The sequence below is a fragment of the Nitrosomonas sp. Nm51 genome (assembly GCF_900111165.1).
Lineage (GTDB): Bacteria > Pseudomonadota > Gammaproteobacteria > Burkholderiales > Nitrosomonadaceae > Nitrosomonas.
The window spans coordinates 26,152-48,839 of sequence record NZ_FOGH01000015.1 but is presented as its reverse complement, the minus strand read 5'-3'; the positions used below and the strand labels follow the sequence as shown (position 1 = coordinate 48,839).

Genomic DNA, 22,688 nt, shown 5'->3' with positions numbered 1-22,688 from the left:
GGGTCATGGCTTGGACCTGTCCGGCAGATGCTCAGGAGGATTACCGGTTTCTATCTCCAGATTGACAGTTTTAACTGCGTAGTCTTCAGCAGGCATGCGAAATCCGGCGCTTTCATTAAAACTGAAAGTCAATGCGGCACCAAACAAAAATATTACCGATGCATAATATACCCATACCATAATTACCATTACAGAGCCGGCTGCCTGATACAGATTGACTGCATAGGAATTACTGATGTAGAGCTTGATGAAATACATTCCAATAAAAAATAAAACCGCGGTAACAATGCCGCCGGTCATCACGCTTTTCCACGGCAAGCGAACGTCCGGCAGATATTTAAATATCAGCATAAACAAAAGCGCTGTGATCAGAAAAGGAAGTACGAGCGCGGTGATTTCGATGATCAGAACAGAGATGCTGGGTATCACGACCATCAGCGATTGACTGAATTTTGCGACCAGTGCGTTGATTGTCAGCGAAACCACCAGAATAAAACCAATGCTGAGTAGCAAAGTAAATGAAATGATACGGTCCCGTAGCATTTTCAGCCATCCGGCATTCGGTCTGGGCCTGACCATAAACAGTCTGTTAAGCGCGTCCTGAATGGTGACAAATACGGTAGTAGATGTGAACAGTAATGCGCCGATGCCAAGTAATGTCGTCCACCATTTTCCTTCAAAAATCCCTGCCATGCGCACCGTATTGGCGAGCTGTGCTGCACTTTCCCGGCCGATGACATCGGCCAGATCTCCAAAAATTGTTTGCCGCACGGTTTGCGGATCATAAAATAAAGTAGTAGTAAACAGTATGACCAGCAACATCGGCGGCAACGAAAAGATTGTGTAGTATGAAAGCGCTGCAGCGCGGACCAGCGCGTTGCCTTGCTGAAATTTTTTGAAACTGTTGATTAAAACATCCCGAATAAATCTGTATCTGACAGTGATCATAATCATGATTGAGGGATGAAGCTTATTTGTTCATGAAGCAGTATGGTAATAGTTTTGATTTGCTCACTGCAACTTCATTAACCCAGTATTGCACAAGTGCGCCGGATTTTGGCCTGTTGGTAAAAAACCTGGTTTTTCCGCTTTACACCTGCGTACAGTGCCAAAGATTGTTCGCATCAAGCAGTCACATTGAACATACCAGACAAGGCCGACTGTGAATCGTTGATTTTGTCCGGTACGTCGTGTGATGCCGTACGGATTTTACCGGTTTGCAGATCGGGATGCCAGGTGAAAAGTTGTCCGTTATGAAGTTTTTCATCATCTATCTTTGTTTTGAGGCTATCGATTTGCGGCAGTATTTTAGAGTAATATACAGTCAAGAAAATATCCAATAAACTGCGGATTGTCTCTCAAAAAAAGACGATGCCAAGGTTGCGCGAGCGATCACCAACGCTATCGCTGTCAGTGTATGTAAATTTGAACATATGTTTGAAGAAACTGTCAGACGCTTTTCATTAAAATTCTTTGGACATGAGACCAGAAACAAAGACTGATGTGAATGTGAATGCACATACAAAAGCTGAGGCGAGATTGCCGGTTGAAGAAGCGGGCTGGCAATTCGATAACAGCTATGTTCGGCTGCCGGAACCGTTTTATGTCCGTATCGCACCTGTTCCGGTGCGTGCGCCGTGTCTGGCAATTTTAAATCATGCGCTGGCAAAGTCGATGGGGCTGAATTTTGATACATTATCCGATGAAAATGTTGCGCAGCTGTTTTCCGGAAATGTTCTGCCGCAGACTGCAGACCCAATCGCGCAGGCTTATGCCGGCCACCAGTTCGGCGGTTTTACCATGCTTGGCGATGGCCGTGCGATACTGATAGGCGAGCATCTGACGCAAGCGGGCAGCCGGCTGGACGTTCAGTTAAAAGGCTCCGGACAAACGCCGTTCTCACGGCGCGGCGATGGCCGTGCGGCGCTGGGTCCAATGCTGCGTGAATATATTATCAGCGAAGCAATGCATGCATTGGGGATACCGAGCACGCGCAGCCTGGCTGTTGTGACCACCGGTGAAACGGTGTTGCGGGAGACTCCCTTGCCCGGTGCTGTTCTGACCCGTGTGGCGGCAAGTCATATACGTGTAGGCACATTCGAATATGCTGCCAGACTCAACGATGGCGCGTATGTTAAAACACTGGCCGATTATACTATTCAGCGCCATTATCCGGATCTGTTCGAGACCGCTAATCCTTATCTGGCGCTACTGCGCCGTGTGATCGATCGCCAGGCCTCGCTGGTGGCGCAATGGCTGCTGGTCGGGTTTATTCATGGCGTGATGAATACGGATAATATGGCTATCAGCGGCGAGACTATCGATTACGGCCCGTGTGCATTTATGGATGAATACGACCCGTATACCGTGTTTAGCTCAATCGATTATCAGGGTCGTTACGGTTATCATAATCAGTCGCGCGCGGCGCAATGGAATCTTGCGCGATTTGCGGAAACATTATTGCCATTGCTGGATCCGGTGCAGGAAAAGGCACTGGTGCTGGCAGAAGAAACGGTGCATGCTTTTCCCGGTATTTTTCAGCAATACTGGTTGACCGGTATGCGCAGGAAGCTGGGGCTGTTAACCGAAGAAGCGGAAGATGTTGAACTGATTGAAGCGCTGCTGATGTGTTTGCACGAACATCACGCCGATTACACCAATACTTTCCGCATGCTGACTGCAGATCCGCTCCCTGACGATACCCTGTTTCAGGATTCGGCATTTGCCGCTTGGCATGCGCAATGGCAGGCGCGTCTTGCACGCCAGCCTGAGTCCAAAGCGGCCGCATATCGTTTGATGCGGGCCAGTAATCCCGCTATTTTGCCGCGCAACCATTGTGTGGAGGCGGCGCTGACTGCGGCGTCAGAGCGTGGTGATTATAAGGAATTTCGCCGGTTGCTGGGGGCTGTGGCCGACCCTTATATCGATAAACCGGAATATCGCGAGTTTTGCACGCCGCCATCCGCTGCCGAACGCGTGCAGCAAACCTTTTGCGGCACGTAACGTTGTTGTTTGATTGTTGTTTGATCAATTATCGGCCGCCGGTGGCTGAGCGCCGATTCCGATGTGCAGGCTTTTTCCGTTGCATCGTCGGTTGATCGATCAACGCGATGTTTAGACCCAGTTGTAATAATTCATCCCAAACCGTGGCGCTATCTGCTGCAGCAACACCTTTGCTGATGCGGTCGATTTTTGCCGCATGAATTAGGCTTTGTTGAAGCTGTCTCGCTGAAATACGCCTGGCTGCTGACAGCAGTGCATTCTGCCGGCTCCTCCAGATACGTGCTGATTTGAATAGCAGATCAGGCGGCGATCCCTGATCCAGTCCCGTGCGCAGCACGATCAATTGACGGATTTGCTCGGCCAATGTGGCGAGAATCAGTGGCGGAGCCGTAGCTTCGCCTTGTAAACCTGACAGGATGCGGGTGTAACGAATGGGATCGAAAGCGGTCATGGCTTCGGTTAATTGAAAGAGATCGTACCGGGCGACATTCAATACGGCGTTTTTGACCTGATCAAAGGTCAACTGGCCTTGTGGATAAAGTAAGGCTAACTTTTGAATTTCCTGATGCGCGGCCAGCAGATTACCTTCAACATTGTAAGCAATGAAATTGAGTGTTTCAGCGTCTACAGATTGTTGTTGCCTGCTGAGACGCTGCCTGATCCATGCCGGTAACTGCGCATATTCGATTGCTTGAATCGGAACAACAATGCCGGTATTTTCAATTGCCTTGTACCATTGCGTGGATTGACTCTGTTTATCCAGCTTGGGTAGCGTGATCAGTGTCACAGTGTCTTGCGGCAGTGACCTGCAATACGATTCAATCGCTTTTCCGCCCTCTTTGCCCGGTTTGCCCGATGGAATACGCAGATCGATAAGTTTGCAGTCACTGAATAATGATGGACTGTTGCTTGTATTGAAGAGTTCTGACCAGTTGAAGTGCTGGTCGACAGTAAATAAAGCATAGTCACTAAAACCCTGTTGACGTGCATGCTGCCGGATCAAATCGGCAGCTTCGATGACCAGCAGCGTTTCATTGCCGGAAACTGCGTATAGCGGTGAAAGTTGCTGCGGCAGTTGCCGATGAAGCTGCTCCGCGTTAATGCGCATGTCGAATACTCATTGCATGGCAGCGGTTTCGGGTTTGACGTTCGATTTTTGTATCGTCGACAGCCGCCATATAATCTGCTGTACGGCATCAGCCTGCATATCCTGGTACAGCATTTGTTCTTCGGCTTCTTTTGCCAGTATCTGTGCGTCCAAAAATGGCAGTATCCGTTGCAGTGTAATAGTGTTTCTCGGTACGATTTCATCGCCTTTATTGTCAACCAGTCGCGTGGTTATTCTGAAAATCAATTCAAATTCGCGTACACGTCCACCGCCTGAAAGCGATAAAATTCTTCGTTCATTATTTGCATTGAGGACCTGCAAAACAGCTTCGGCTTTATCGGTAGCGTCGACAATTTTTGTCGTTGTGGTGGCGTCAATGGCGCGTCTTAAGTCTGATCCGATGGTATGTCCCGGTGGCGCGGCAATGTATAATGTATCGAAGGGCAGCGATGAAATCTGCCCGCGAAGCTTGAAGCCGCACGCGGTAAGAACGAGTAGCATAATCAGTCCGGCAAGGCAATGCTTGAAGAACGGTAACGTTGGTCGAATTGCATTCATGTGATCTGAGTTTTTGAACAAGCGATTAATAAAAATGTATGGTGAAATTCTACCGCATTTGCGCCTTCTTGTACGTTAGTGCAGTATGCCGGACGGCGCGATTCTAATAGCCTGAAAAACTGAAGGATATGCCGGAGACATATTGTGGCAAGCGTTGCAGTGAGAATTTGACAGGTAAAGATGTGAGTATGTGCGAAAACTATGTTGTTTGAGCCGTATTTAGCACGCTTGGCGTATATAAGCCTGTAATTGATCGAGGAGGGATAATTTATGAATATGCCGTTTGCTGAGAATACGCGTGTACGCGAGCGCCGCAGAGACGCTCCGTTTTTTTGTGCGTATCATTTAGGCTTCAAACCAGGCAGGCGGATGAATGAACGGCGCTCCGAAACCGCCCGTTGGGGAGCCGTTTATGTGGATCGTTACGCAAATCATCTAATGTTATGCGTGGTCGGGATTCTGTTATTGAGTGTCGGCGATGCGATTTTCACGTTGAAAATTCTTACGCGGGGCGGTGAGGAATTGAACTGGTTTATGGCGATTCTTATCGACGAAAGCGTCAATAAATTTGTGGCTGTTAAAATGTCGCTGACAGCGCTGGCGTTAATCATGCTGGTGATTCATCATAATGTAAGAATTGTTTATACAATGCGGGTCAGGCATGTAAAATATGCCATTCTGGCCGGCTACAGCGTTTTGATAGGCTATGAACTGTATTTGCTCAATCTGGCCGGCGAGTTGTAGTGCTGGAAGAATTAAAGGGCGACTCTAAAAATTCAGAGTTTTAAACAAGACGAGGCGAGAACAAAAAATATTGGCGCAGCATATGGTTGATATGTAAGGAAATATTTTTTGTGAACAACGACGTATTGTGACGAAATATGAATTTTTAGAGATGCCCTAAAGTGAATCGCTCTGATAAACTGATAGATATTCAAGGATAAACATGGCGGAAAATGAACAAAAAGTTGTCATTGATGGAACAGAATATGCATTATCATCGTTGAGCCAGGAGGCCAAGGCTCAAATTACGAATTTGCGTGTTGTTGAAAATGAAATTGCGCAATTAAAGGCAAAGCTGGCGATTGCGAGTACCGCAAAAATTGCGTATCAGCATGCACTGAAGAATGCGCTGCCAGTCGATACACACTGATTACTTTGACAAAGGGCTTTCGGGTGTAAAATAAGCAGCGATACGTTGCAGATCGTCAAGCACCAGTGTACCTGCGGTGAAATTGAGGCGCAGGTACGCAAGCAGAAAATTATACTTGGCTTCCGCCAGATCAAGCTGGCTATTGAACAGCTGTTGCTGTGCGTCCAACAGATCCAGATTAATGCGAATGCCTCCCCGAATGCTTTTTTCAGTTGCGTTAACGAGCAGTTTTGCTGATTTGACCGCCAATTCCAATGATCTGATACGTTTGACGCTGCTTAAAACCAGTTGATATTGCCTGCGTAATTCAACAAGCACATTATCGATGGCTGCATCCATTTCGGCTTCGGCGCGCGCGAAATTTGCTCTTGCTTGATCGGTGGTCGCCATGACGCGGCCGCCTGCGTACAATGGCACGTTGACCTCTACGCCGATAGATGCCAGTTCAACATTCTGATTGGCAGTAACAAATGAAGCGGATTTGTTTCTGCTAATACTTGCGACAAGATCTACACGCGGCGTATGCCCGGCATAACTTTTGCGAATTTCTTCTTTGCTCGATAGAAGAGCGTGCCGCTGAGTGACAAGTTCTGCATTGCGATCAAGCGCCAGCACACGCCAGTCATCAAAGTCGGGTAAATGAACCATTTCTGCCTGAAAAACGTCAGACAGATGGTGCAATTGTGTGATTTCCAGGCCGATAATGGATTCGAGTCTTAATTGCGCCACATCCAGTTCGTCTTTTGCCTCAATCAAACGCGCTTCGGCAAGTGCGTGCCTGGATTGCGTTTCCAGTACGTCGGTTGTCGTGCCTTCGCCTTTCAACAGCATCTGTTCGTTGGCACGTTTAAGTTCCGCAAGTGAATCGATTTGTGACTGTGCAAGCCGTACTTGATGTTGCGCGAGTAATGCGCCGAAATATGCCTCGGACAACCTGATGACCAGTTCCTGGCTTTGTCCGGTAAAGCGGGCACGGCTGGAATTGGCTTGTGCCTTCCCTTGGCGGTAGCTGGCGACGGCCTCCATGTTCAATATGGGCTGGCGTAAAGCTAATGAACTAACCTGGCTGTGAAAATTTAAAGGGGTGCGTGGCTGACCGAAAAGTTTGCGTGTTCCTGTATTCTCACTGTCTGAGTGGGTAATCGACAAATTCGGCAGCAGGCCGGACAAACCGATTTTCTCGGCCTGTAGCCCGGCTTCGTTTTCATATACAGCCGCACGAAACAGCGGATCATTCTCCAGTGCCGCTTCATAGGCGTCGAGCAGACTCAGCGCCTGCGCGGAACTGACTATTAAGGCAAGTGAAAAAAACGACGATACAATGCGAAAATTAATGCGTATAGAAGTCATTTATTCTTCACTCATGGATGCATGGAGACGGTCAAGAATAGGTTTAAACAAATAATTCATTAAAGAGCGCTCACCTGTTTTGACAAAAATATCAACCGGCATCCCCGCGCGTACCTGATGGTGCGCGAGCAGTTGCATACCCTCCGGGGTTACGCGGACTTTTAATTGATAATAAGGTTCGTCGGTGCGCTCATCGGTCAGTCTGTCAGCCGATACCTGCAGCACCTCACCGGGAATATTGGGCGTTTTGTTCTGGTTGAAGGCTGAAAAAATCAGATCGACATGAAGACCGGGATGTACTTTGTCGATCAGGTGAACAGGCACCCGGCCGGTGATCATGAGTGGATCGTCGCTTGGCACGATATCCATTAAGCGGAATCCTGGTGAAATAACGCCACCTTCGGTGAAAACGTTAATGCCGACAACCGTTCCTCCGACAGGCGCTTTGACCAGGACATTGGCCAGTTCAAATTCCTGTCCGATCAGCTGACTGCTAAGCGCGTCTACTTCACGCTGAATCTCCGACAACTGCTGGCGCACTTCCTTTTGCTGTTCCTGAAAACGGTGTATTCGGCGTTGCTTCAATTCTGCAATCTGACGTTGAATGCGTCCGATTTCACCGGTCTCAGCGGAAATTTCACCGTTTAGCTGCACATGAGTACGTTCCAGGTCGAGTACGCGGTTGCGCGGCACAAAACCGTCTCTGGCCAGTTCGCGCAGATTGTCGAGCTGTTCTTTTAAAAATATTAACTGCTGTTTTTTACTGGCCAGGGAAGATTGGAGACCCTGGAGTTGTAAGGTCAGACCCGCAATATTTTCGTCAAGCGCGGCGATTTCATGCTGCATGGCAAGCTGGCGGGATTTGAACAGCTGGTTTTGTGTCATGATGCTGTTTCTGACGCGCGGGTCGTCTTGTGCTGCAAGCAGATCAGCAGGATACTCGATAGCATTTTTTTCATCGCGTTCGGCTATCAGACGCGCTTCAACTACGCGTGCGGTGATGAGTTGTGCGCGGGTTATCTCCGCTTGTGCCTTAACCTGTATATCGTTCATGCGCACCAGTGTCTGACCGGCCTCGACATGTTCGCCTTCCTTGACGTAAATCTGATCAATAATGCCGCCGGTACGATGCTGAACCGCCTTGCGGTTGGTGTCTACCGTAACCGTGCCGCTTAACGGCACGCCTTTGTCCAGCGGTGCAAAGAACGCCCACAGAACAAAACCGCCAACCCCGGCCAATACAATCCACCAGCCGATTCTGGCATGAACGGTTTCATCAGTTTTGACTTGATCTGTGCGGTCGTTTTGTTCAATACCGGTGCCGGTGACGTTATTTTCTGCCTGCAACTTCATAATTGTTCCTGTTTATGTGCGCGTTAACATGTTAATGTTAATTCCTGCTGTGTTCACTCAGGACTCCTGATCCACAACATTCACAGTTGTAGGCGGTTGTTGCTGCGTCTCGGAGCCGGGTGGCTGCTGTTTTTGCTGGGATGCCTGTCCTTGCAGTTTCTGTTGCTGTTGTTTCAATTCGTCTAGTACGCGTTTTGTCGGCCCAAACAGCTTTGCCATTCCATCGTGCAATAGCAACAGTTTGTCCGTCACACTGATAATGCTGGTACGGTGGGTGATCAAAACGATGGTCTTGCCCCGTTTGCGCAGGTCAATCAACGCTTTTAGCAATGCCTGTTCGCCTACATCGTCAAGATTGGAATTAGGTTCGTCCAGTACGATCAGGGCCGGATCGTCATACATGGCGCGCGCCAGACCGAGGCGCTGTTTCTGACCGCCCGAGAGTCCCGCGCCGCCGTCGCCAAGTTTGGTGTCATAACCTTCCGGCATATTCAGAATCATTTGATGTACACCGGCACGTTGAGCGGCCTGAATCACTTTTTCCGGGTCGACGTCGCTAAAACGCGCGATGTTTTCTGAAACGGTGCCACTGAATAGTTCAATATCCTGGGGCAAATAGCCGATGTTCGGTCCCAGTTCCTCCTTGTTCCACTGGTAAACATCGGCACCGTCCAGGCGCACCTTGCCTGCCGCGGCCGGCCATACGCCAACCAGAAGCCGTGCCAATGTGGATTTCCCGGAGCCGCTGGGTCCGATAATTCCCAATACTTCGCCAGCCAGAACAGTCAGGCTTATGTTTTTAACCACCGGCACACGCGATCCCGGCGGCGCGGCTGTCACATTCTCAACATTAATGGCGCCAGTTGGCTTGGGAAGCGACATGCCCGGCTTGCGGGCTGGATTGAGCTCCAGCAATTTCGTCAACCGGTCGTAAGCGCTGCGCGTGCTGCCAAACTGTTTCCATACACTGATTAACAGCTGAACCGGCGCGATCGCCCTGCCCATCAATATCGATGCGGCGATCATCATGCCGGGAGAAATTTGGTTTTCCAATACCAGTAAAGCGCCCAGCCCCAGCATCAATGACTGCAGCGCAACGGTGCAGGATTTGGATATCGCGGTGACAACGCCGGATTTCTCGCTGGCATCCGCCTGAAGATTGAGAAAACGGTTATGAAACTGATCCCAGCGCGCCTGAAGATTGGGTAGCATGCCCATGGCTTCGATGACTTCCGCATTACGCAGATTATTGGATGCCAGATTGGTTGAAGCGACTGCCATGGTGTTGGCTTCATCCAATGGCTTGCGGGATATTTTTTCATTGACATAGGCCAGTATAATCAGTACTGCGGTTCCGCACAGCGCAAAAATACCCAGCCAGGTATGAAACATGAAAATGACAAAAATATAAATCGGAAACCAGGGTGCGTCGAAAAATGCAAATAAAGCGTTTCCGGTCATGAATTGACGGATACTGGTTAAATCCTTTAGAGCCTGCCCGGCATTGCCGCCTCCTTGCTTCAAACTTTGCTCGAATGCGGCGGTATAGACCCGTTTGTTCAGTTTCAAGTCAAGCTTGGCGCCAACCCGGATTAAGACGAAGCTGCGTACGTATTCGAGTGCGCCCAGAAAAATATAGGCGCCGATCACGATTAAAGTCAGCATCAGTAATGTCATTTCATTACGGCTGGTCAATACGCTGTCGTAAAGTTGCAGCATATATATGGCCGGCATGAGCATCAGGGCGTTAATCACGGCGCTGAAGACGCCGATGGTATGGAATGCTTTCTTGAAACTGGCTAGGACTTCCGTGATTTCATTCTGAGGAGCTTTAATAAGAGGTTTCATTCATTATGGATTGTGTGTAATCAATAACATGCTATGCGATATATAAGTATACGATTGCATCGTCTAGAAACGGTTTTATTCAGGCGGTAAATCTGCTTTAGACAGGATAAACGAACCGGGTCGAAAACGAAGATCCTGTTGTAAATTAATGCTGTCGAATACCAGATTCCGATTCATGCGTTCAGCCATTGCCGCAGTCCAATGCCGGTAGCGGGGCAACCGGTTCAAGACGGGTATTGTTAGCTGAAACAACCCGCGCGGTATTCTGATGAAACGGGGTCTCTTATTAAGTGCTGAAAAAACGCGGTCAATCATTTCCTGGTATGTCAATGTTTCGCCACCTGTAAGATTATAAGAACGATTTTTGATATTTAAAGTTTGAAGCGCAAGTATACATGCTGTTGCAACATCTTTCGCGTGAATGGGCTGCCGCAATCCATCTGCGGAACCCAATAATGGAAAGAAACCAAAGCGGAGAATAAACCGGGCTATTTCCGAGATGTTTTTATCGCATCCCAGGCCGTAAATCAATGTGGGCCGCAGGATAATCCACTCAATACCGTGCTCTTCGGCCCAGATTTTAATTGTTTTTTCAGCGCCTGCAAGCCGCTGTGCGATACCTTGTTCACCCGTGTCGCTTGACTCGGCTTTACTGAATCGACTGGTCGAAGACAAAACCACGATCCGTTGGGCACCTTGTGTGCGTAGCAGTGGAAAATGTTCCGGTAGTGTCCATATGGGCGCAATACAAATCCACATGGCCGGGCCGTGTTTATTTTGATCATGCCTGGCGCTCATTGGATTCAGTTGTGCCCAATTTATCTGTTCGTGGTTTGATTGCACCGGGCTGCGCGAAAAAGCGCTGATTTGCCATTGTTCCGATACCAGTTGCCGCAGAATGCACGCACCTACGAGGCTGGTGGCGCCTAGAACACCAACATGTTTGTCATCCATGTTTTGGTTTTAAAAATTTTACAAAATAACAAAAAGCATAATAAAGGGTCGCGATAAAGAAACGCAGCCAGACGCCGGCAGCAACCAGATGCATCAAAATGCCTGGGTACTGCCGGCGGAAAAATTTTTTGTAGAAATAAACCATGCCTTTATGTTTATGCCAGGCAACAAAAAACGGCCGGGATTTGCTGCATGTACCCTGATAGTGGACAGCTTTGGCACTCGGGACAAACATGATTTTCCAGCCCTCTTGTCTGAAGCGCATGCATAAGTCCAGATCCTCACAATGTAAAAAATACTGCTCGTCCCATTTGCCTGCAGTTTGTATGGCATGACGGCGCACCAGCATCATGGCGCCCGAAATGGCTTCCACTTCAACAGGCCTGTCAGGAAGCGGCTGCTTATGCAAGTGAAAATCGGGAAACAACACCGGCCAGAATGTGCTCAGGTGATGTAAGCCGGTTGCGCGTACAAAAGCGCGCCACGGCGTGGGTATGATGCGGCGTCCGCCACCCTGTTCTGTGCCGTCCGGATTGACCAGGCAGCCGCCGGTCATGCCGATTTGCGGATCGGATTCGAGTACTTGCAGCATACGAATTAATGATAGCTTTTCAACTTTGCAGTCAGGATTCAAAAACAGAACGTAAGGCATGTCAGTTGCGCCCAGACCAATATTGCAGCCCGCGGAAAAGCCCAAATTGGCAGGATTGTGTAACACTCTGAGCCGGGGTTCGTTTTGAAATCGGGCGGTGAGTGTCGACAGACTTGCATCAGTCGACGCGTTATCAACGATAACAACCGAATCAACCGTTTGCAGTATTGTCGCGACACATTTTGTTAGAAAATCCCCCGCATTATAGTTGACGATGACAACTGCGATTGGCAATTTCCCTGTACTGTCATGATTGTTTGGATCGGCTTGCTGCATGGTCATTTTATTAAACAATTGACCGTGCGTTTTCTCACGCATTGACTGCTTGATCGACGGTTCCTCCGGTGTTTTGCTGATGCAGCAGAATTTCGCTAAGTTGTCGTTCAGCTACGGAAAATGAAAAATGTTTCTCGATATTGGCTTTGCCGGAATTGGATAAATGTGTCCACAGCTGTTCATTATCGTAAGCCCGAATTATTTGTCTGGCAAAGTCTTCAGGCTCGTCTGCGATCAGAATATCCTTGTCGTGCACGAGCTTCATACCTTCAGCGGCCACGCTTGTGGCAACAACCGGTACGCCGTAAGTCATGCTGGTATTGATCTTTCCTTTAACGCCTGCGCCATATCGAAGCGGTGCGATGGACAGCCTGATGCGGCCAAAAATAGGTTTTATGTCGGATACAAAGCCTTTGATAATAATATGCGGCGAGGCGTGGGCCGCAATTTTATCGGGAAGATGGGAGCCAACAATCAATAGTTTGATATCCGGCTTTAATGCATGCAGCGTCGGAAAAATTTCTTTTATAAAAAATTCCATTGCATCAACGTTCGGCAAGTGCTCGAAGCCACCGATAAACAGAATATCTTTTCTTTGCTGGTAACCGAAGACCGTTTCCTGATTCCGATGAATATTCGATAACAACCCGACCGGAACATCAGGTGCTACCTGTTTGAACAATTCGATTTCTACCGGGCTGACGAGTAATGTCTTGTCCGCTTTGCGTGCGGTAGTTAATTCCTGTTGCTTGCGCATTCTGGCTGTGGCCAATAACAGCTTGTCCTGATTGATTTCGGCTTGCCGCTGTTCACGCAAAAAATGAAGATCGACGGTATCGAACAATATCATAGCGTTAATGCAGTACTTGCGTGCGTCATCAATATATTTTTCGGCGATGTTAACCCGGCTGAGTAAAACTACATCATAAAGATGCCCGTGGGATTTCAGAAGTTCGGGAACGGATTCCGGGTAAGGCTTATAAAAGCATTCAACGCCGTTCATTTGCATTTGTCTGGTGTAGACGTCATGATAACCGGGCTCGTTTGCGGCGATAAAGCTTACCTTGTAACCTAAATTCTGGAAAACGGCTAACAGATTGAACATGCGTAATGAACCGGAGTCATTGTCAGGCTTGAGTACAAGCGCATCAATAACGAGTACACGTTTTTTTACGTTGCGTTCTTTTTCAAAATGAGGACTGTCGCCGTTTGACCGGTGAAATTTGAGCGTATCCTTCCAGCGGTTAAAGAATTTTTTATGGTTGATTACCTGATACTGCTTGGTGCCCTTTGAGACATCAATGCCGGAAGAAATGCCTTCAAAATGAACAACGACAGCGCCGGGTTGATAGTATACTGTTTTACCCGCTTTTCTGACGCGAAAAGCAAGATCAGTGTCTTCGTAGTAAGCAGGCGCATAGTATTCGTCAAAGGGTCCAAGGTCGGTCAAATCCTGTCGCCGAATCATCAAACAGGCGCCCGAGCAGTAATCGACGGCTCTGCAATAAGAGTATTCCGGCTTGTCGGGGTCATCGTAACGGCCATAGTTCCAGGCAGATGCATCCTGCCAGACAACGCCGCCGGCTTCCTGTAATTTTCCGTCGGGATAAACGAGTTTGGCCCCGGCCAGTCCCGCATCCGGGAAATGGCTGAAGGTATGTTTTAATGCGTCCAACCAGCCTCTGGTTACGATTGTGTCGTTATTTAATAATACAATATACTTGCCTCTCGCAGCATTTATTCCCCTGTTGCTTGAATAAATGAAACCTTTGTTTTCAACATTGCGGATAACTGAAATGCCCGTGATATTGCTGAGCATCTGTGCGGTATCGTCGTTGGATGCATCATCCACAATGATGACTTCGTACACGTTGCTGCCACTGCTCTCATGGATTGATTTGAGACAGGTGAAGGTGTACAGGGTTTTATTATAGACCGGGATGATAATGGATATTTCCGGATCAACGCTTTCCTGGAAACGGAGCGGATGGTGCTGCAGTGCAACGGAATAATGAACTTCCGGTAGATGGTTTTTTTGCGGCGGTGAAAATAGTTTTTTGGCGACGCGTCTGGTCAGCGCATTTAAACCCTGTGTTTTGAGAATACTGATTGCGACCGGAAAATACTTTAATAGATAAATCACTGGGCGGTTTATAATATTTAAATTAGGACGTATAACTACTCTACTGCTTGACTGTCAGCGACCGCAGTTAACCGGCTGGTTATTATAACGGAAATACACTGGCTTTTTGTAGATTTGTACCGCGGAATAAATGGTTTGTGCGTATTTTATCATGCCTTTTATGATGGCTGATTGTTAACGTACAAGACCATGGCCATAATAATAATCGTCCAATACAATTGACCGCAGCAGTTCATGTTCAGACTGAGAAGGGTTTTCAATAAACTGTAAAAACAGTGCTTCCGCGATGTGCGGTGGTATTTTGAAATCGCCCAGTAAATTGTTGCGGATAGCGATTGACTGGTGAATAAAATCCAGGATGCCGCGCCGGATTTCAGTTCGTGTTAATGCAGATTGCCGCTCTTCATCCGTCAGCATGCGGAACTCCGGAATAATGTCACCGGTCTCGGACGTCCGGTAACGGACAATCTGCGCATCGTCGGCGCTCAGAAGTTTTTCTATGGTAAAACTTTTTCTGTATAAAACCGGTTCGGTCGCGCTTGGTTTGGCAAAATGATAATAATAGCCTTGCGCAATGACCTGATGCGCCGTGGCAATCATTTCGGCGGTGTCGAGCGTCATCAGATAATAACCGTGAATTTTCTTTTGCAGCAATCGATTTAGGTATCCCTGGGTTGTTGCTGCATAACCCACATCAACAATGGCGGTGTTGGCGTCAGCAGGCAAACCAGCATCTTGTAAATAAGCTGTTAGTGCGGGGCGTTCATGTTCGGCTTGTTTCAGAATACGTTTTTCGAGCGCCTGCAACAGCGGTCTCAGACGGTCGATATTTTCGTTTTCAACAAAAACCGTTTTTTTTCTCGGCCATATTTTTTGCCGGGCAAATGTTTCGCATTCTTTTTCAGACAAATTAATGCCGTACCGCTCAAGAATAAAATCCGGCATCGGATTGGGCGCAAAGTCCGTACGGGCTATTTTGTAAATATCATCGAGATTAGAAATCATCGGCACGGTAATGGCGCGGCGTGAGAGCACCAGATATTCAGATGGTGCCGCATGCGTATCATCGGATGTCCATAAATCATAGGCAATTTTGAGTATTTGGCCTTCGCGCGCGACAAAATAGAGGCATTGCATTGCGTCATCCGCAGCTTTTTTCGTCAGCCACTGCACAAAAGACAATACCAGCGGACCGGCTACCGTAAATCCAACCGCCCAGGGTGTTGCAGGTACGAAATCGGCCGGATCAAAGCGTGGATAAAACAGTGGCCGGAAGTTTGCCTGAACAACTGTTCCGATCGTAAGCTGGGTATTCAGATCGTCCCTGGTTTCTTGATTGCAGGTCTTTTCAAGAATCGGTTCAAAACGGGGCGTTGCGCGTGCAAGCTCGACTGGCCGCATGACATGCGCAACTCTGAATTTGAGATCCCCGGGTTTTTGTACATCGGATTGCTCGTTATCGCCAATGATCATGATTTCGTGCGGTGATACATGTTCATCGACCAGCAGCTGGCGGTAAAAGCCGCCCGTATCTTTTCGTAATCCGTTCTCGGATGACAAATAAAGCCTGTTCCAGCCACTGATGCCGCAATGCGCCAACATGCTTTCAATCACCGGTCTGGACAGATACATGTCACTGGCAAGTATGACCCGTTTGTCGAGTATTTTTGCAAGCTGAAACAAAGCGATTGCTTCGGGACGCGGCGTAACGATTGACGACTCGATAGTTTCTTCAAGCGTACGCAGCTGTTCAATCGCATCAGTTGAAAGACTGGACAAAACCGACAGTTCCCTGTAGACAGCATCCAGTCCAACATCGCGCCCTGCAATCTGGCGTGCCTGATTTTCCGCTATCGCGCGAAATTCGAGATAACGTTCCCCGGCTGTTCCTCCGGCGCGGTGTGCGATAATTTTTTTGATATCCTCTGGGTTAAGTAATGGGCGTGTTATCAAGGTATCAAAAATGTCAAAAACGACTATTTGTACATCGGGTTGCCGTATTGTGGTCTCAATTGTTTTTTGTTGGTGCAGCATATAGCGGTCAATGCGCCAGCGCGACCAACTCGGGGATTGCCTATCCTGCAGAATGCAGGTGTTGAACCCTGATTGCCGGGCGGTCAGGGCAAATAAGCGCTCTATGCTATGCGCGAGCGTAGCATCGTTTTGTCCGGCTTCCTCAGGAAAATCTTCAATGTTAAAACCAGCGTTGAATAGAGGTTGAATCGCCTTGGATTGCGCCCAGAACATCGAACCCGCCGGGAAATCGAAATAACCTGAAGGAATAGGCGCAACCCCAAGCTTTCTGCACAACCGGTATCCCAGGGCTTTATTTGAGAGCCAGGTATTCGCCCAATGCGGTAAAACGGTTGCATTCTGCGGGTAAATCAAACCGGCATTTTTGTCTCCGGTCAACAGTGAAAAAATTTTCCGGATTTGTAATGGACTGCCCAGTAACTGGTTCAGCAAATATTCGCGCCAGCCATCCGCCTTGCCATCGCTGTACAGTGATTTTTTACTGTGAATATGTGCAATATATGCATATTGCTGCAGGTTTTTACCAAAAGTGCAAAAAAACGGCGCGATATCGCGCCCGCGGTTCGGTACAACGGTTATGGTCAGATGTTTGAGTTGCGGTAAACGGAGCAGTGCCTGCTGGCATGTGTGTTTGTCAGCTTCGCTCGTGGTGGAAACGAACAAGTCATATGGATAAGGCATATTTTTTAGAAACCTGGCAAATTCTTTTGCCAGGTCCGCGTAAAAGATATGCGCATGGATTGCAATGTGTCCTGAAGGCGCTATTGTCAATGGTTCAATTTCAGCGGCATCGGTTAAGCCGGTTAATGCTGTATTGGCATGAATTGGTAAAGGGTTGTTGACATAACCCTGCTCAACGCGCCAAAGTTCATAATGTTCGGTGCCGGCGAATAAACGGCCGGCCAAGCGGTAAACGATGGACAAAACGCGTTGCCGCAAACGAACGGGCAGGGTTCTGTATATTTTTTTTCCGAATGGCAGTATCCTGCGGCGCAATCCGTCCCAGGCTTCACGGTACTCGCCGCGTAATATTCGCGATATGAATCTTAACGGTGCCGTAATTTTCCATGAGGAAGATTGTGTGAAACCGGTAATAACACCGGTTAAGTGGTTATTATGCGATTGCAAGGATTGAATCGAATTTTGCAGTGATTGAATGAATTGCACATTGGACTGTTTTTCATGTTCAAGCTGGTCAATACGATTTTTCAATGTGTGAGTCTGTGTTGTACGGACGGCAAGTTGTCCAGTCAAATCGGTGGTTTTGTCGTCCCAGTACTGAATCAAATCCTCGAACTGTTCACCGCTGAACCGTGACTTCCATTTTTCATACACCTTGCTGCGTGTTTGCCGCAAAAATGGCTTGTCCAGGCCGCGTCCCAGGCCGGAATCGCCATGGTTGCGATAGACGGCACTGATTGTGTCGACATGCACGATTTCGCAACACAGTGAAATCTGAATCCAGAAGTCCCAGTCTTCAAAAACATTGAGGTTCTCATCAAACCCGCATTGATTGGAATCAATAAGTGATTTTTCGAACAACACAGCATGAATCGGTATAAAATTTCTGCTCAGCAGCCTGTGTTGATCGTAAGGTTCATTGAATTCGGTAACTTGATCAAGTACATCATTTGTATAGTGTTGAACGTGCACACCCGCGTATGCACATCGGGCGTTTCGCCGGTTTTGCAACGTGGTTACCAGATTGTTGATATGTTCCGGATAGAAAAAATCATCATCATCCAGAAAAATCAGATATTTTCCTGTTGCTGTTTTCAGTCCGAGATTTGCCGCCCGGCTGCGGTTTAGTGGTTCATCATTGTGTGTAAAGTGTAATGGATAACGTCCGCACCACGGATTCAGTTTTTTGTGTGCCGGACCCTTGGCATTGACAAGAACAACTTCAATATTAGGATAGGTTTGCAATGCAACCGAATCCAGCGCGTCAGACAGCGTGGGCCGGTCCATGCTGCGTATGATCACGCTGACAAGTGGCAGGTCTTCCGTATCAATGGCCAATCCTGATTTTTGCTGCCGGGTATGCTCGGATTGATACAGGTTGAGCGGATCGCTGGCCAATTCCGTAGTGCTGGTCAGAATATACGCCTCTGCCGCGGTTGCTTCAGCAGGTAGCGTGTAGGTCCGGTAACGGTTAAGCGCTGCGATATCCAGATCGTAACGCTGTTTTGCGTTTTGGGATGCAAAACAGCGCATGGCTTCCATTTTGCGGTCGGCCAGATCGCTGATATCAAGCAGTAAATTGGGACGCACCGGTTGTCCGATTTCATACAGCGCCAAACGCACTGAATGGCTGGACCGGCGAACCGCCTCAATCGAGGCCATACTCAATGCGCGGTGATCCGGGTGCACTTCGTGGATTGACGGTGCATATACCAGATCAGCATTGATGGACCGTATGGCGGTCACAATGTCAGCGATCAGTTTCTCGCCATAAAAAAGCTCTCGATCCGGGTAATGCCAGAATACGGGTTTGCCGTAGCCCAGTAAGGCTGCTGCAGCCAGGCTCTCCTGTTGGCGCTGATGAATGTAGTCTGGCTTCTCGGCATTATCGACGCCATGGGCGCCATCTGTGGCGATAATGACTTGAATGAAACCGTGGTGTTCGACATGCCGCATGATGGCGCCACCGCAGCCGAATACTTCGTCATCGGGATGCGGCGCCAAAACCAAAATGCGGTTACCCGAAATGTTTCTGACGGCCTGGAAGGGAATAAGTGAATTTTCCAATGATTTAGTTGAGATGATACGATGGTTTGCTGTTTTTAGTGTGCTTCTGTTGAGTAGCCCTGCCATTGCCAATAATATACCAAATCCGGCCTTGAATTTGGCGCAGATAAACGTGCGTAGTAGGTTTTCTCACGCAGTCGTTTGAATAACAGCGTACTGACTTCAACCGTTGGGCCGTTACCAAAAAGGCCGATTGCCGGTAACAACTGCGGTCTCGTTCCGATCTCCAATAGCCAGCCGTTTCTCAGTCCGGCCGGGACAGGAACAATCAGTTTGTCATCATGACATGAGAGCGGTTCAATGTCGGCTGCTGCTGCAGAAGGTAAATGCTGACCGAGCCAGTTAACGAGCCTGAAACTTTTCGTATGCGCGAAGTGTTTCTGCCGATAGGCTGGCCAGCCCTGCGCAATGCGCTTGTCTTTTGCAGGGGCATGCTCATAGTAGTGCACACAGCCTGCGTTCGGTTCCATATACAAGCGGTAGCCGGTTTTTTTCAGGCGATGCATGAGGTCGCTGTCCTCCCAGTACATAAAGAAACGTTCGTCAAACAGACCGCCGCTTTGAATGACGGCGTCCCGGCGGAGCAGTACATGGCCGCCAGACAATGCCGCAACGGCTATGGGTGCGGTACAGGTCCAGAATCGCAGTGCTTTTTTGCGAAAATCAAGCGATGAATAATCGGCAAGATAAGGATGCAACCGGGATATGGCTTCCTTATATAATCCTGCGACAGATGGGAATGTGCTGGGGGGCATTAAATATCGGCGGTCGTCGTCCCAGTAAGCACGCGGCCCTACAGCGCCGGCATCAGGGTGTTTTTTCAAATAATCCGAGAGCAGTGATAAAGCATTCGGCAGTAAACGGGCATCGGGATTAAGCAGAAGAATCAATTCACCGTTGGCGCAGGCAAAAGCCTGATTGCAGGCGCGGGCGAAACCGGCGTTATGTTGATTGATAAGATAAGTGACCGCGTCAGGCAGATGCGTCTTCATTAAGGCATGTTCAGATTCCGCCGTGCTGTTGTCAACGACGATAATTTCGGGTTTTTCGATATCCGTTTGATCGATAACGGATGCAACAGCGTTAATTGCGAGCCGGGCGGAGTGGTAATTGACGAGAATGACCGAGATCATTTATGAGCTTGATAGGTGATTGAGCGGTTAGCAAAGTTGCATCAGACAATTGTGGCGGCCTGACAGATAATAAGTACGGGCATCTCTCAAGATCCATACTTTGTTACAGCACATCGTTGGTCACAAAAAATATCTCCTTATATATCAATCATATGCCGTGTCAATATTTTTGTTTCCGCCTTGTCTTGTTTAAAATTCTGAATTTTTAGAAGTGTCCGTAAGTAAATCTGCGGGGAGCGTTACAAACGGATGAACAACTATTGGTTGTTTCCCGTTAGTCCGCGTAAATCAGATCGCCCCGCTTTGTAGAACTGCCGTGCAAAGCGTCTTCCATATTTTCGCGCAGGGTCCTCCAGCGTATTGTACATGATAGCGGAGAGACAAAGGGTGCCCAGTATGGAGCCGGTCAACAACAGAAAGCCGTCAAGTTGAAAATGGAGTCTCAGTAAAGGCGGTATTGCATTGTGAAACAGATAGATGCCGTAACTGAGATTGCCCATGACGCTTGCCAGCAGTGTAAATGCATCAATACTGCGGGACGGGCGGAACAGCACGGCGCTTGCGATGAGAATCCACTGATATCCCAGAGCGCAAAACAGATTAAACAGGCCGTAGGTCATGTTAAAGATATTTTCGCCATGTGCAACAAATCCTTGTCCGAGCATAAATAGCAGGACTATACCTGCAACGCCAGCAATCAGGCCTGGCAATTTACCGCAATTTCTGCTTATTTGATACGCCAATGTGCCCAGCAGAAATTCAGGCAGAATAACCGGCAGGTGATGTGTCAGCACCAGTTTTGCGTGCGAGTCTGCCGCCAGTAAATAATGCGTCATCAGACTGGTCATCAGTGATAAACCGAACAGAAGTGTGAGTATGTATTTTGTTTTGCGGGTTTTGATTGACACAAGCAAGGCGATGAGCAGATAAAACTCGATTTCTACGGGGAGAGACCAGAAGGCGGGATTATAATAAAAGGCAATTTCCTTGGAGACGGTGGTGTGGAGAAACAGGGCATGTTGCAAAATGATGCTGTTATCCCATGTTTTGTGGGGCAACAGGGCGTAGAGAAAAATTGCCGCCAAAAAAAGCGGGTAGATTCTGAAAACGCGCCTGATAACGAACGCCGTTACATTTTCCCTGCCTGGCGCGAGTAGTACAGGCGCAAAGACAAATCCGCTGATGACGAAAAAAAAATCGACACCTGTATAGAAAAAACTCAGCCAGCTGCGTTCCGTGCCGTGAATGATCACGGCATAGTGGCAAAGCATGACCATAATGGCGGCGACACCGCGCAGCAGTTCAACCGATAGATCAATTCCCTGGGGACGGGCGGTGTTCATGGCTGAAAATGTCAAAGTATGCAAACCGGCAACCCCTAATGAAAATCAGTGTCTCCACCCATAAGCCACCAGTGCAGATGCTGCTCTTCGATTTTTTGTTTATAGTCTGGCGTGACATACACGCCGGATATCGTCTGTGTTGTTTCGGGTGTTGGCAGCCGCTCCAGAACCGCGGGTGTCACCCAGCTGAACAAACGCTTGCGGCCAGCACGCTTGGTGATGCGCAATGCCGTGTTTAACAGGATTGGCAGCGTATCAGGCGGTCCAAGCAAATCCATCAGTTCCATGCCGTGACCGGGGCCATGGTCGCGTAACGCAAAAATACCCACCGGTTTGTTTCTCCAGCGTCTTGAAACAACATAGGTGGTGTAAGCATAGCTTGGATGCCGATGATAACGCCAGTTAAAAAAATCGGCGTCTTTTCGGGGTATTAAGCAATCCGGTAATGTTGACTGCATGATTTGCCAGAGCGTATTGACCGTTGTTGAATCGTGCAGGCCCAGCGGTCTGGTTTTGAACCATACAGATAAGTGCGGCTGTGCGAGCTTTGCTGGCCAGACGGTTTCCAGGAAAGTGCCGGAGCGTGTGTACCAGCCTGTTTTTTCCCCCAATCTTGCATGCCGGTCCGAAGGGAATCCGAATGCAAAACGAAAAGGCTTGTCCGTTCCCGCCTGTTCGCTCAGGAAAGTATCGGCAGTCTGCATAAAAGGTCCTCTGCGCGTCAGAATGCCGCGCATTTTCGGTGCCACCATCACGTCGCAGATTTGCACTGCCTTGATTGCCTTGCCATTAAGGCTGAATGTGCGGGGCATGCCGCCATAATAGGCAATAATGCCGTCTTCGATGTATGCCAGCATGCCGGGTTTTTTTTGCCGGGCATATTTCCATTGCCAGAGGCCGCCGGGCATCGGCTGGCCGAATGCGGACTCGAAAAGTGCCAGCAATGCATCCCGGTCATGCGGGGTGGCCCAGCGGCATTGCCATTTTTTGCTATGTTGATTGTCAGTCATTGCATCCATATCCATATCCATA

17 protein-coding genes are annotated in these 22,688 nt (G+C 48.6%); 3 read left to right on the top strand and 14 right to left on the bottom strand.

Annotated elements, in window-relative coordinates; translation table 11 throughout:
- Positions 1 to 3 precede the first annotated feature (3 nt).
- Together BMY60_RS07235 and BMY60_RS07230 are read right to left on the bottom strand one after the other, a co-directional pair.
- On the bottom strand, positions 4 to 954 hold the full coding sequence (locus BMY60_RS07235) for a YihY/virulence factor BrkB family protein (RefSeq protein ID WP_090332526.1): 951 nt from the start codon (positions 952 to 954) through the stop codon (positions 4 to 6).
- Between the two features lie 170 nt (positions 955 to 1,124).
- Positions 1,125 to 1,328 (bottom strand): hypothetical protein, encoded by a 204-nt coding sequence (locus BMY60_RS07230; RefSeq protein ID WP_143057384.1) that lies wholly within the window; start codon positions 1,326 to 1,328, stop codon positions 1,125 to 1,127.
- Positions 1,329 to 1,479: 151 nt separating this feature from the next.
- Between BMY60_RS07230 and BMY60_RS07225 the strand changes: the two genes are divergently transcribed.
- Positions 1,480 to 3,003, top strand: coding sequence for a protein adenylyltransferase SelO (locus BMY60_RS07225; protein WP_177166618.1), 1,524 nt, complete (start codon positions 1,480 to 1,482; stop codon positions 3,001 to 3,003).
- A 28-nt stretch (positions 3,004 to 3,031) separates the two neighbouring features.
- Here BMY60_RS07225 and holA read toward each other — a convergent pair whose 3' ends face one another.
- Together holA and lptE are read right to left on the bottom strand one after the other, a co-directional pair.
- Entirely contained in the window at positions 3,032 to 4,111 is a 1,080-nt protein-coding gene (gene holA, locus BMY60_RS07220) for a DNA polymerase III subunit delta (protein ID WP_090332522.1), read from the bottom strand.
- Between the two features lie 9 nt (positions 4,112 to 4,120).
- Positions 4,121 to 4,669: an LPS-assembly lipoprotein LptE gene (gene lptE, locus BMY60_RS07215; protein WP_090332520.1), complete on the bottom strand. Its 549-nt coding sequence runs from the start codon at positions 4,667 to 4,669 to the stop codon at positions 4,121 to 4,123.
- 270 nt (positions 4,670 to 4,939) lie between these two features.
- Between lptE and BMY60_RS07210 the strand changes: the two genes are divergently transcribed.
- Both BMY60_RS07210 and BMY60_RS07205 read left to right on the top strand, forming a co-directional pair.
- Positions 4,940 to 5,413: a DUF5658 family protein gene (locus BMY60_RS07210; RefSeq protein WP_090332519.1), complete on the top strand. Its 474-nt coding sequence runs from the start codon at positions 4,940 to 4,942 to the stop codon at positions 5,411 to 5,413.
- Between the two features lie 202 nt (positions 5,414 to 5,615).
- Positions 5,616 to 5,822: a DUF6447 family protein gene (locus BMY60_RS07205; protein ID WP_090332517.1), complete on the top strand. Its 207-nt coding sequence runs from the start codon at positions 5,616 to 5,618 to the stop codon at positions 5,820 to 5,822.
- Here the strand turns inward: BMY60_RS07205 and BMY60_RS07200 are convergent, their stop codons facing one another.
- From BMY60_RS07200 to BMY60_RS07155, 10 genes are all read right to left on the bottom strand, one after another.
- The gene (locus BMY60_RS07200) at positions 5,823 to 7,172 is read right to left on the bottom strand and encodes a TolC family outer membrane protein (protein WP_090332515.1); all 1,350 of its coding nucleotides are present in this window, start codon (positions 7,170 to 7,172) and stop codon (positions 5,823 to 5,825) included.
- On the bottom strand, positions 7,173 to 8,525 hold the full coding sequence (locus BMY60_RS07195) for an HlyD family type I secretion periplasmic adaptor subunit (protein WP_090332514.1): 1,353 nt from the start codon (positions 8,523 to 8,525) through the stop codon (positions 7,173 to 7,175).
- Positions 8,526 to 8,582: 57 nt separating this feature from the next.
- Positions 8,583 to 10,373: a type I secretion system permease/ATPase gene (locus BMY60_RS07190; protein ID WP_090332513.1), complete on the bottom strand. Its 1,791-nt coding sequence runs from the start codon at positions 10,371 to 10,373 to the stop codon at positions 8,583 to 8,585.
- 75 nt (positions 10,374 to 10,448) lie between these two features.
- Positions 10,449 to 11,327, bottom strand: coding sequence for an SDR family oxidoreductase (locus BMY60_RS07185; protein ID WP_090332512.1), 879 nt, complete (start codon positions 11,325 to 11,327; stop codon positions 10,449 to 10,451).
- The gene (locus BMY60_RS07180) at positions 11,320 to 12,297 is read right to left on the bottom strand and encodes a glycosyltransferase family 2 protein (RefSeq protein WP_256250746.1); all 978 of its coding nucleotides are present in this window, start codon (positions 12,295 to 12,297) and stop codon (positions 11,320 to 11,322) included. The genes BMY60_RS07185 and BMY60_RS07180 overlap by 8 nt, the downstream gene beginning before the upstream one ends.
- Positions 12,290 to 14,398 carry a glycosyltransferase gene (locus BMY60_RS07175; RefSeq protein WP_090332510.1) on the bottom strand — a complete coding sequence of 703 codons (2,109 nt, stop codon included), beginning with the start codon at positions 14,396 to 14,398 and terminating at the stop codon, positions 12,290 to 12,292. Before BMY60_RS07175 ends, BMY60_RS07180 begins: the two co-directional genes overlap by 8 nt.
- A gap of 174 nt (positions 14,399 to 14,572) precedes the next feature.
- Entirely contained in the window at positions 14,573 to 19,180 is a 4,608-nt protein-coding gene (locus BMY60_RS07170; protein ID WP_177166617.1) for a rhamnan synthesis F family protein, read from the bottom strand.
- Between the two features lie 35 nt (positions 19,181 to 19,215).
- Complete coding sequence (locus BMY60_RS07165) at positions 19,216 to 20,313, bottom strand: glycosyltransferase family 2 protein (RefSeq protein WP_090332506.1); 1,098 nt, start codon at positions 20,311 to 20,313, stop codon at positions 19,216 to 19,218.
- A 257-nt stretch (positions 20,314 to 20,570) separates the two neighbouring features.
- The gene (locus BMY60_RS07160) at positions 20,571 to 21,656 is read right to left on the bottom strand and encodes an acyltransferase family protein (protein WP_090332505.1); all 1,086 of its coding nucleotides are present in this window, start codon (positions 21,654 to 21,656) and stop codon (positions 20,571 to 20,573) included.
- A gap of 35 nt (positions 21,657 to 21,691) precedes the next feature.
- Positions 21,692 to 22,687, bottom strand: coding sequence for a GNAT family N-acetyltransferase (locus BMY60_RS07155; protein WP_090332504.1), 996 nt, complete (start codon positions 22,685 to 22,687; stop codon positions 21,692 to 21,694).
- Position 22,688 lies beyond the last annotated feature (1 nt).

Coding starts and splice junctions, on each gene's coding strand:
- BMY60_RS07190 (WP_090332513.1), bottom strand. CDS start 10,373: ATGAAACCTCTTATTAAAGCTCCTCAGAATGAAATCACGGAAGTCCTA.
- BMY60_RS07210 (WP_090332519.1), top strand. CDS start 4,940: ATGAATATGCCGTTTGCTGAGAATACGCGTGTACGCGAGCGCCGCAGA.
- BMY60_RS07195 (WP_090332514.1), bottom strand. CDS start 8,525: ATGAAGTTGCAGGCAGAAAATAACGTCACCGGCACCGGTATTGAACAA.
- BMY60_RS07200 (WP_090332515.1), bottom strand. CDS start 7,172: ATGACTTCTATACGCATTAATTTTCGCATTGTATCGTCGTTTTTTTCA.
- BMY60_RS07160 (WP_090332505.1), bottom strand. CDS start 21,656: ATGAACACCGCCCGTCCCCAGGGAATTGATCTATCGGTTGAACTGCTG.
- lptE (WP_090332520.1), bottom strand. CDS start 4,669: ATGAATGCAATTCGACCAACGTTACCGTTCTTCAAGCATTGCCTTGCC.
- BMY60_RS07205 (WP_090332517.1), top strand. CDS start 5,616: ATGGCGGAAAATGAACAAAAAGTTGTCATTGATGGAACAGAATATGCA.
- BMY60_RS07235 (WP_090332526.1), bottom strand. CDS start 954: ATGATTATGATCACTGTCAGATACAGATTTATTCGGGATGTTTTAATC.
- BMY60_RS07225 (WP_177166618.1), top strand. CDS start 1,480: ATGAGACCAGAAACAAAGACTGATGTGAATGTGAATGCACATACAAAA.
- BMY60_RS07165 (WP_090332506.1), bottom strand. CDS start 20,313: ATGATCTCGGTCATTCTCGTCAATTACCACTCCGCCCGGCTCGCAATT.
- BMY60_RS07180 (WP_256250746.1), bottom strand. CDS start 12,297: ATGCGTGAGAAAACGCACGGTCAATTGTTTAATAAAATGACCATGCAG.
- BMY60_RS07155 (WP_090332504.1), bottom strand. CDS start 22,687: ATGGATATGGATATGGATGCAATGACTGACAATCAACATAGCAAAAAA.
- BMY60_RS07185 (WP_090332512.1), bottom strand. CDS start 11,327: ATGGATGACAAACATGTTGGTGTTCTAGGCGCCACCAGCCTCGTAGGT.
- holA (WP_090332522.1), bottom strand. CDS start 4,111: ATGCGCATTAACGCGGAGCAGCTTCATCGGCAACTGCCGCAGCAACTT.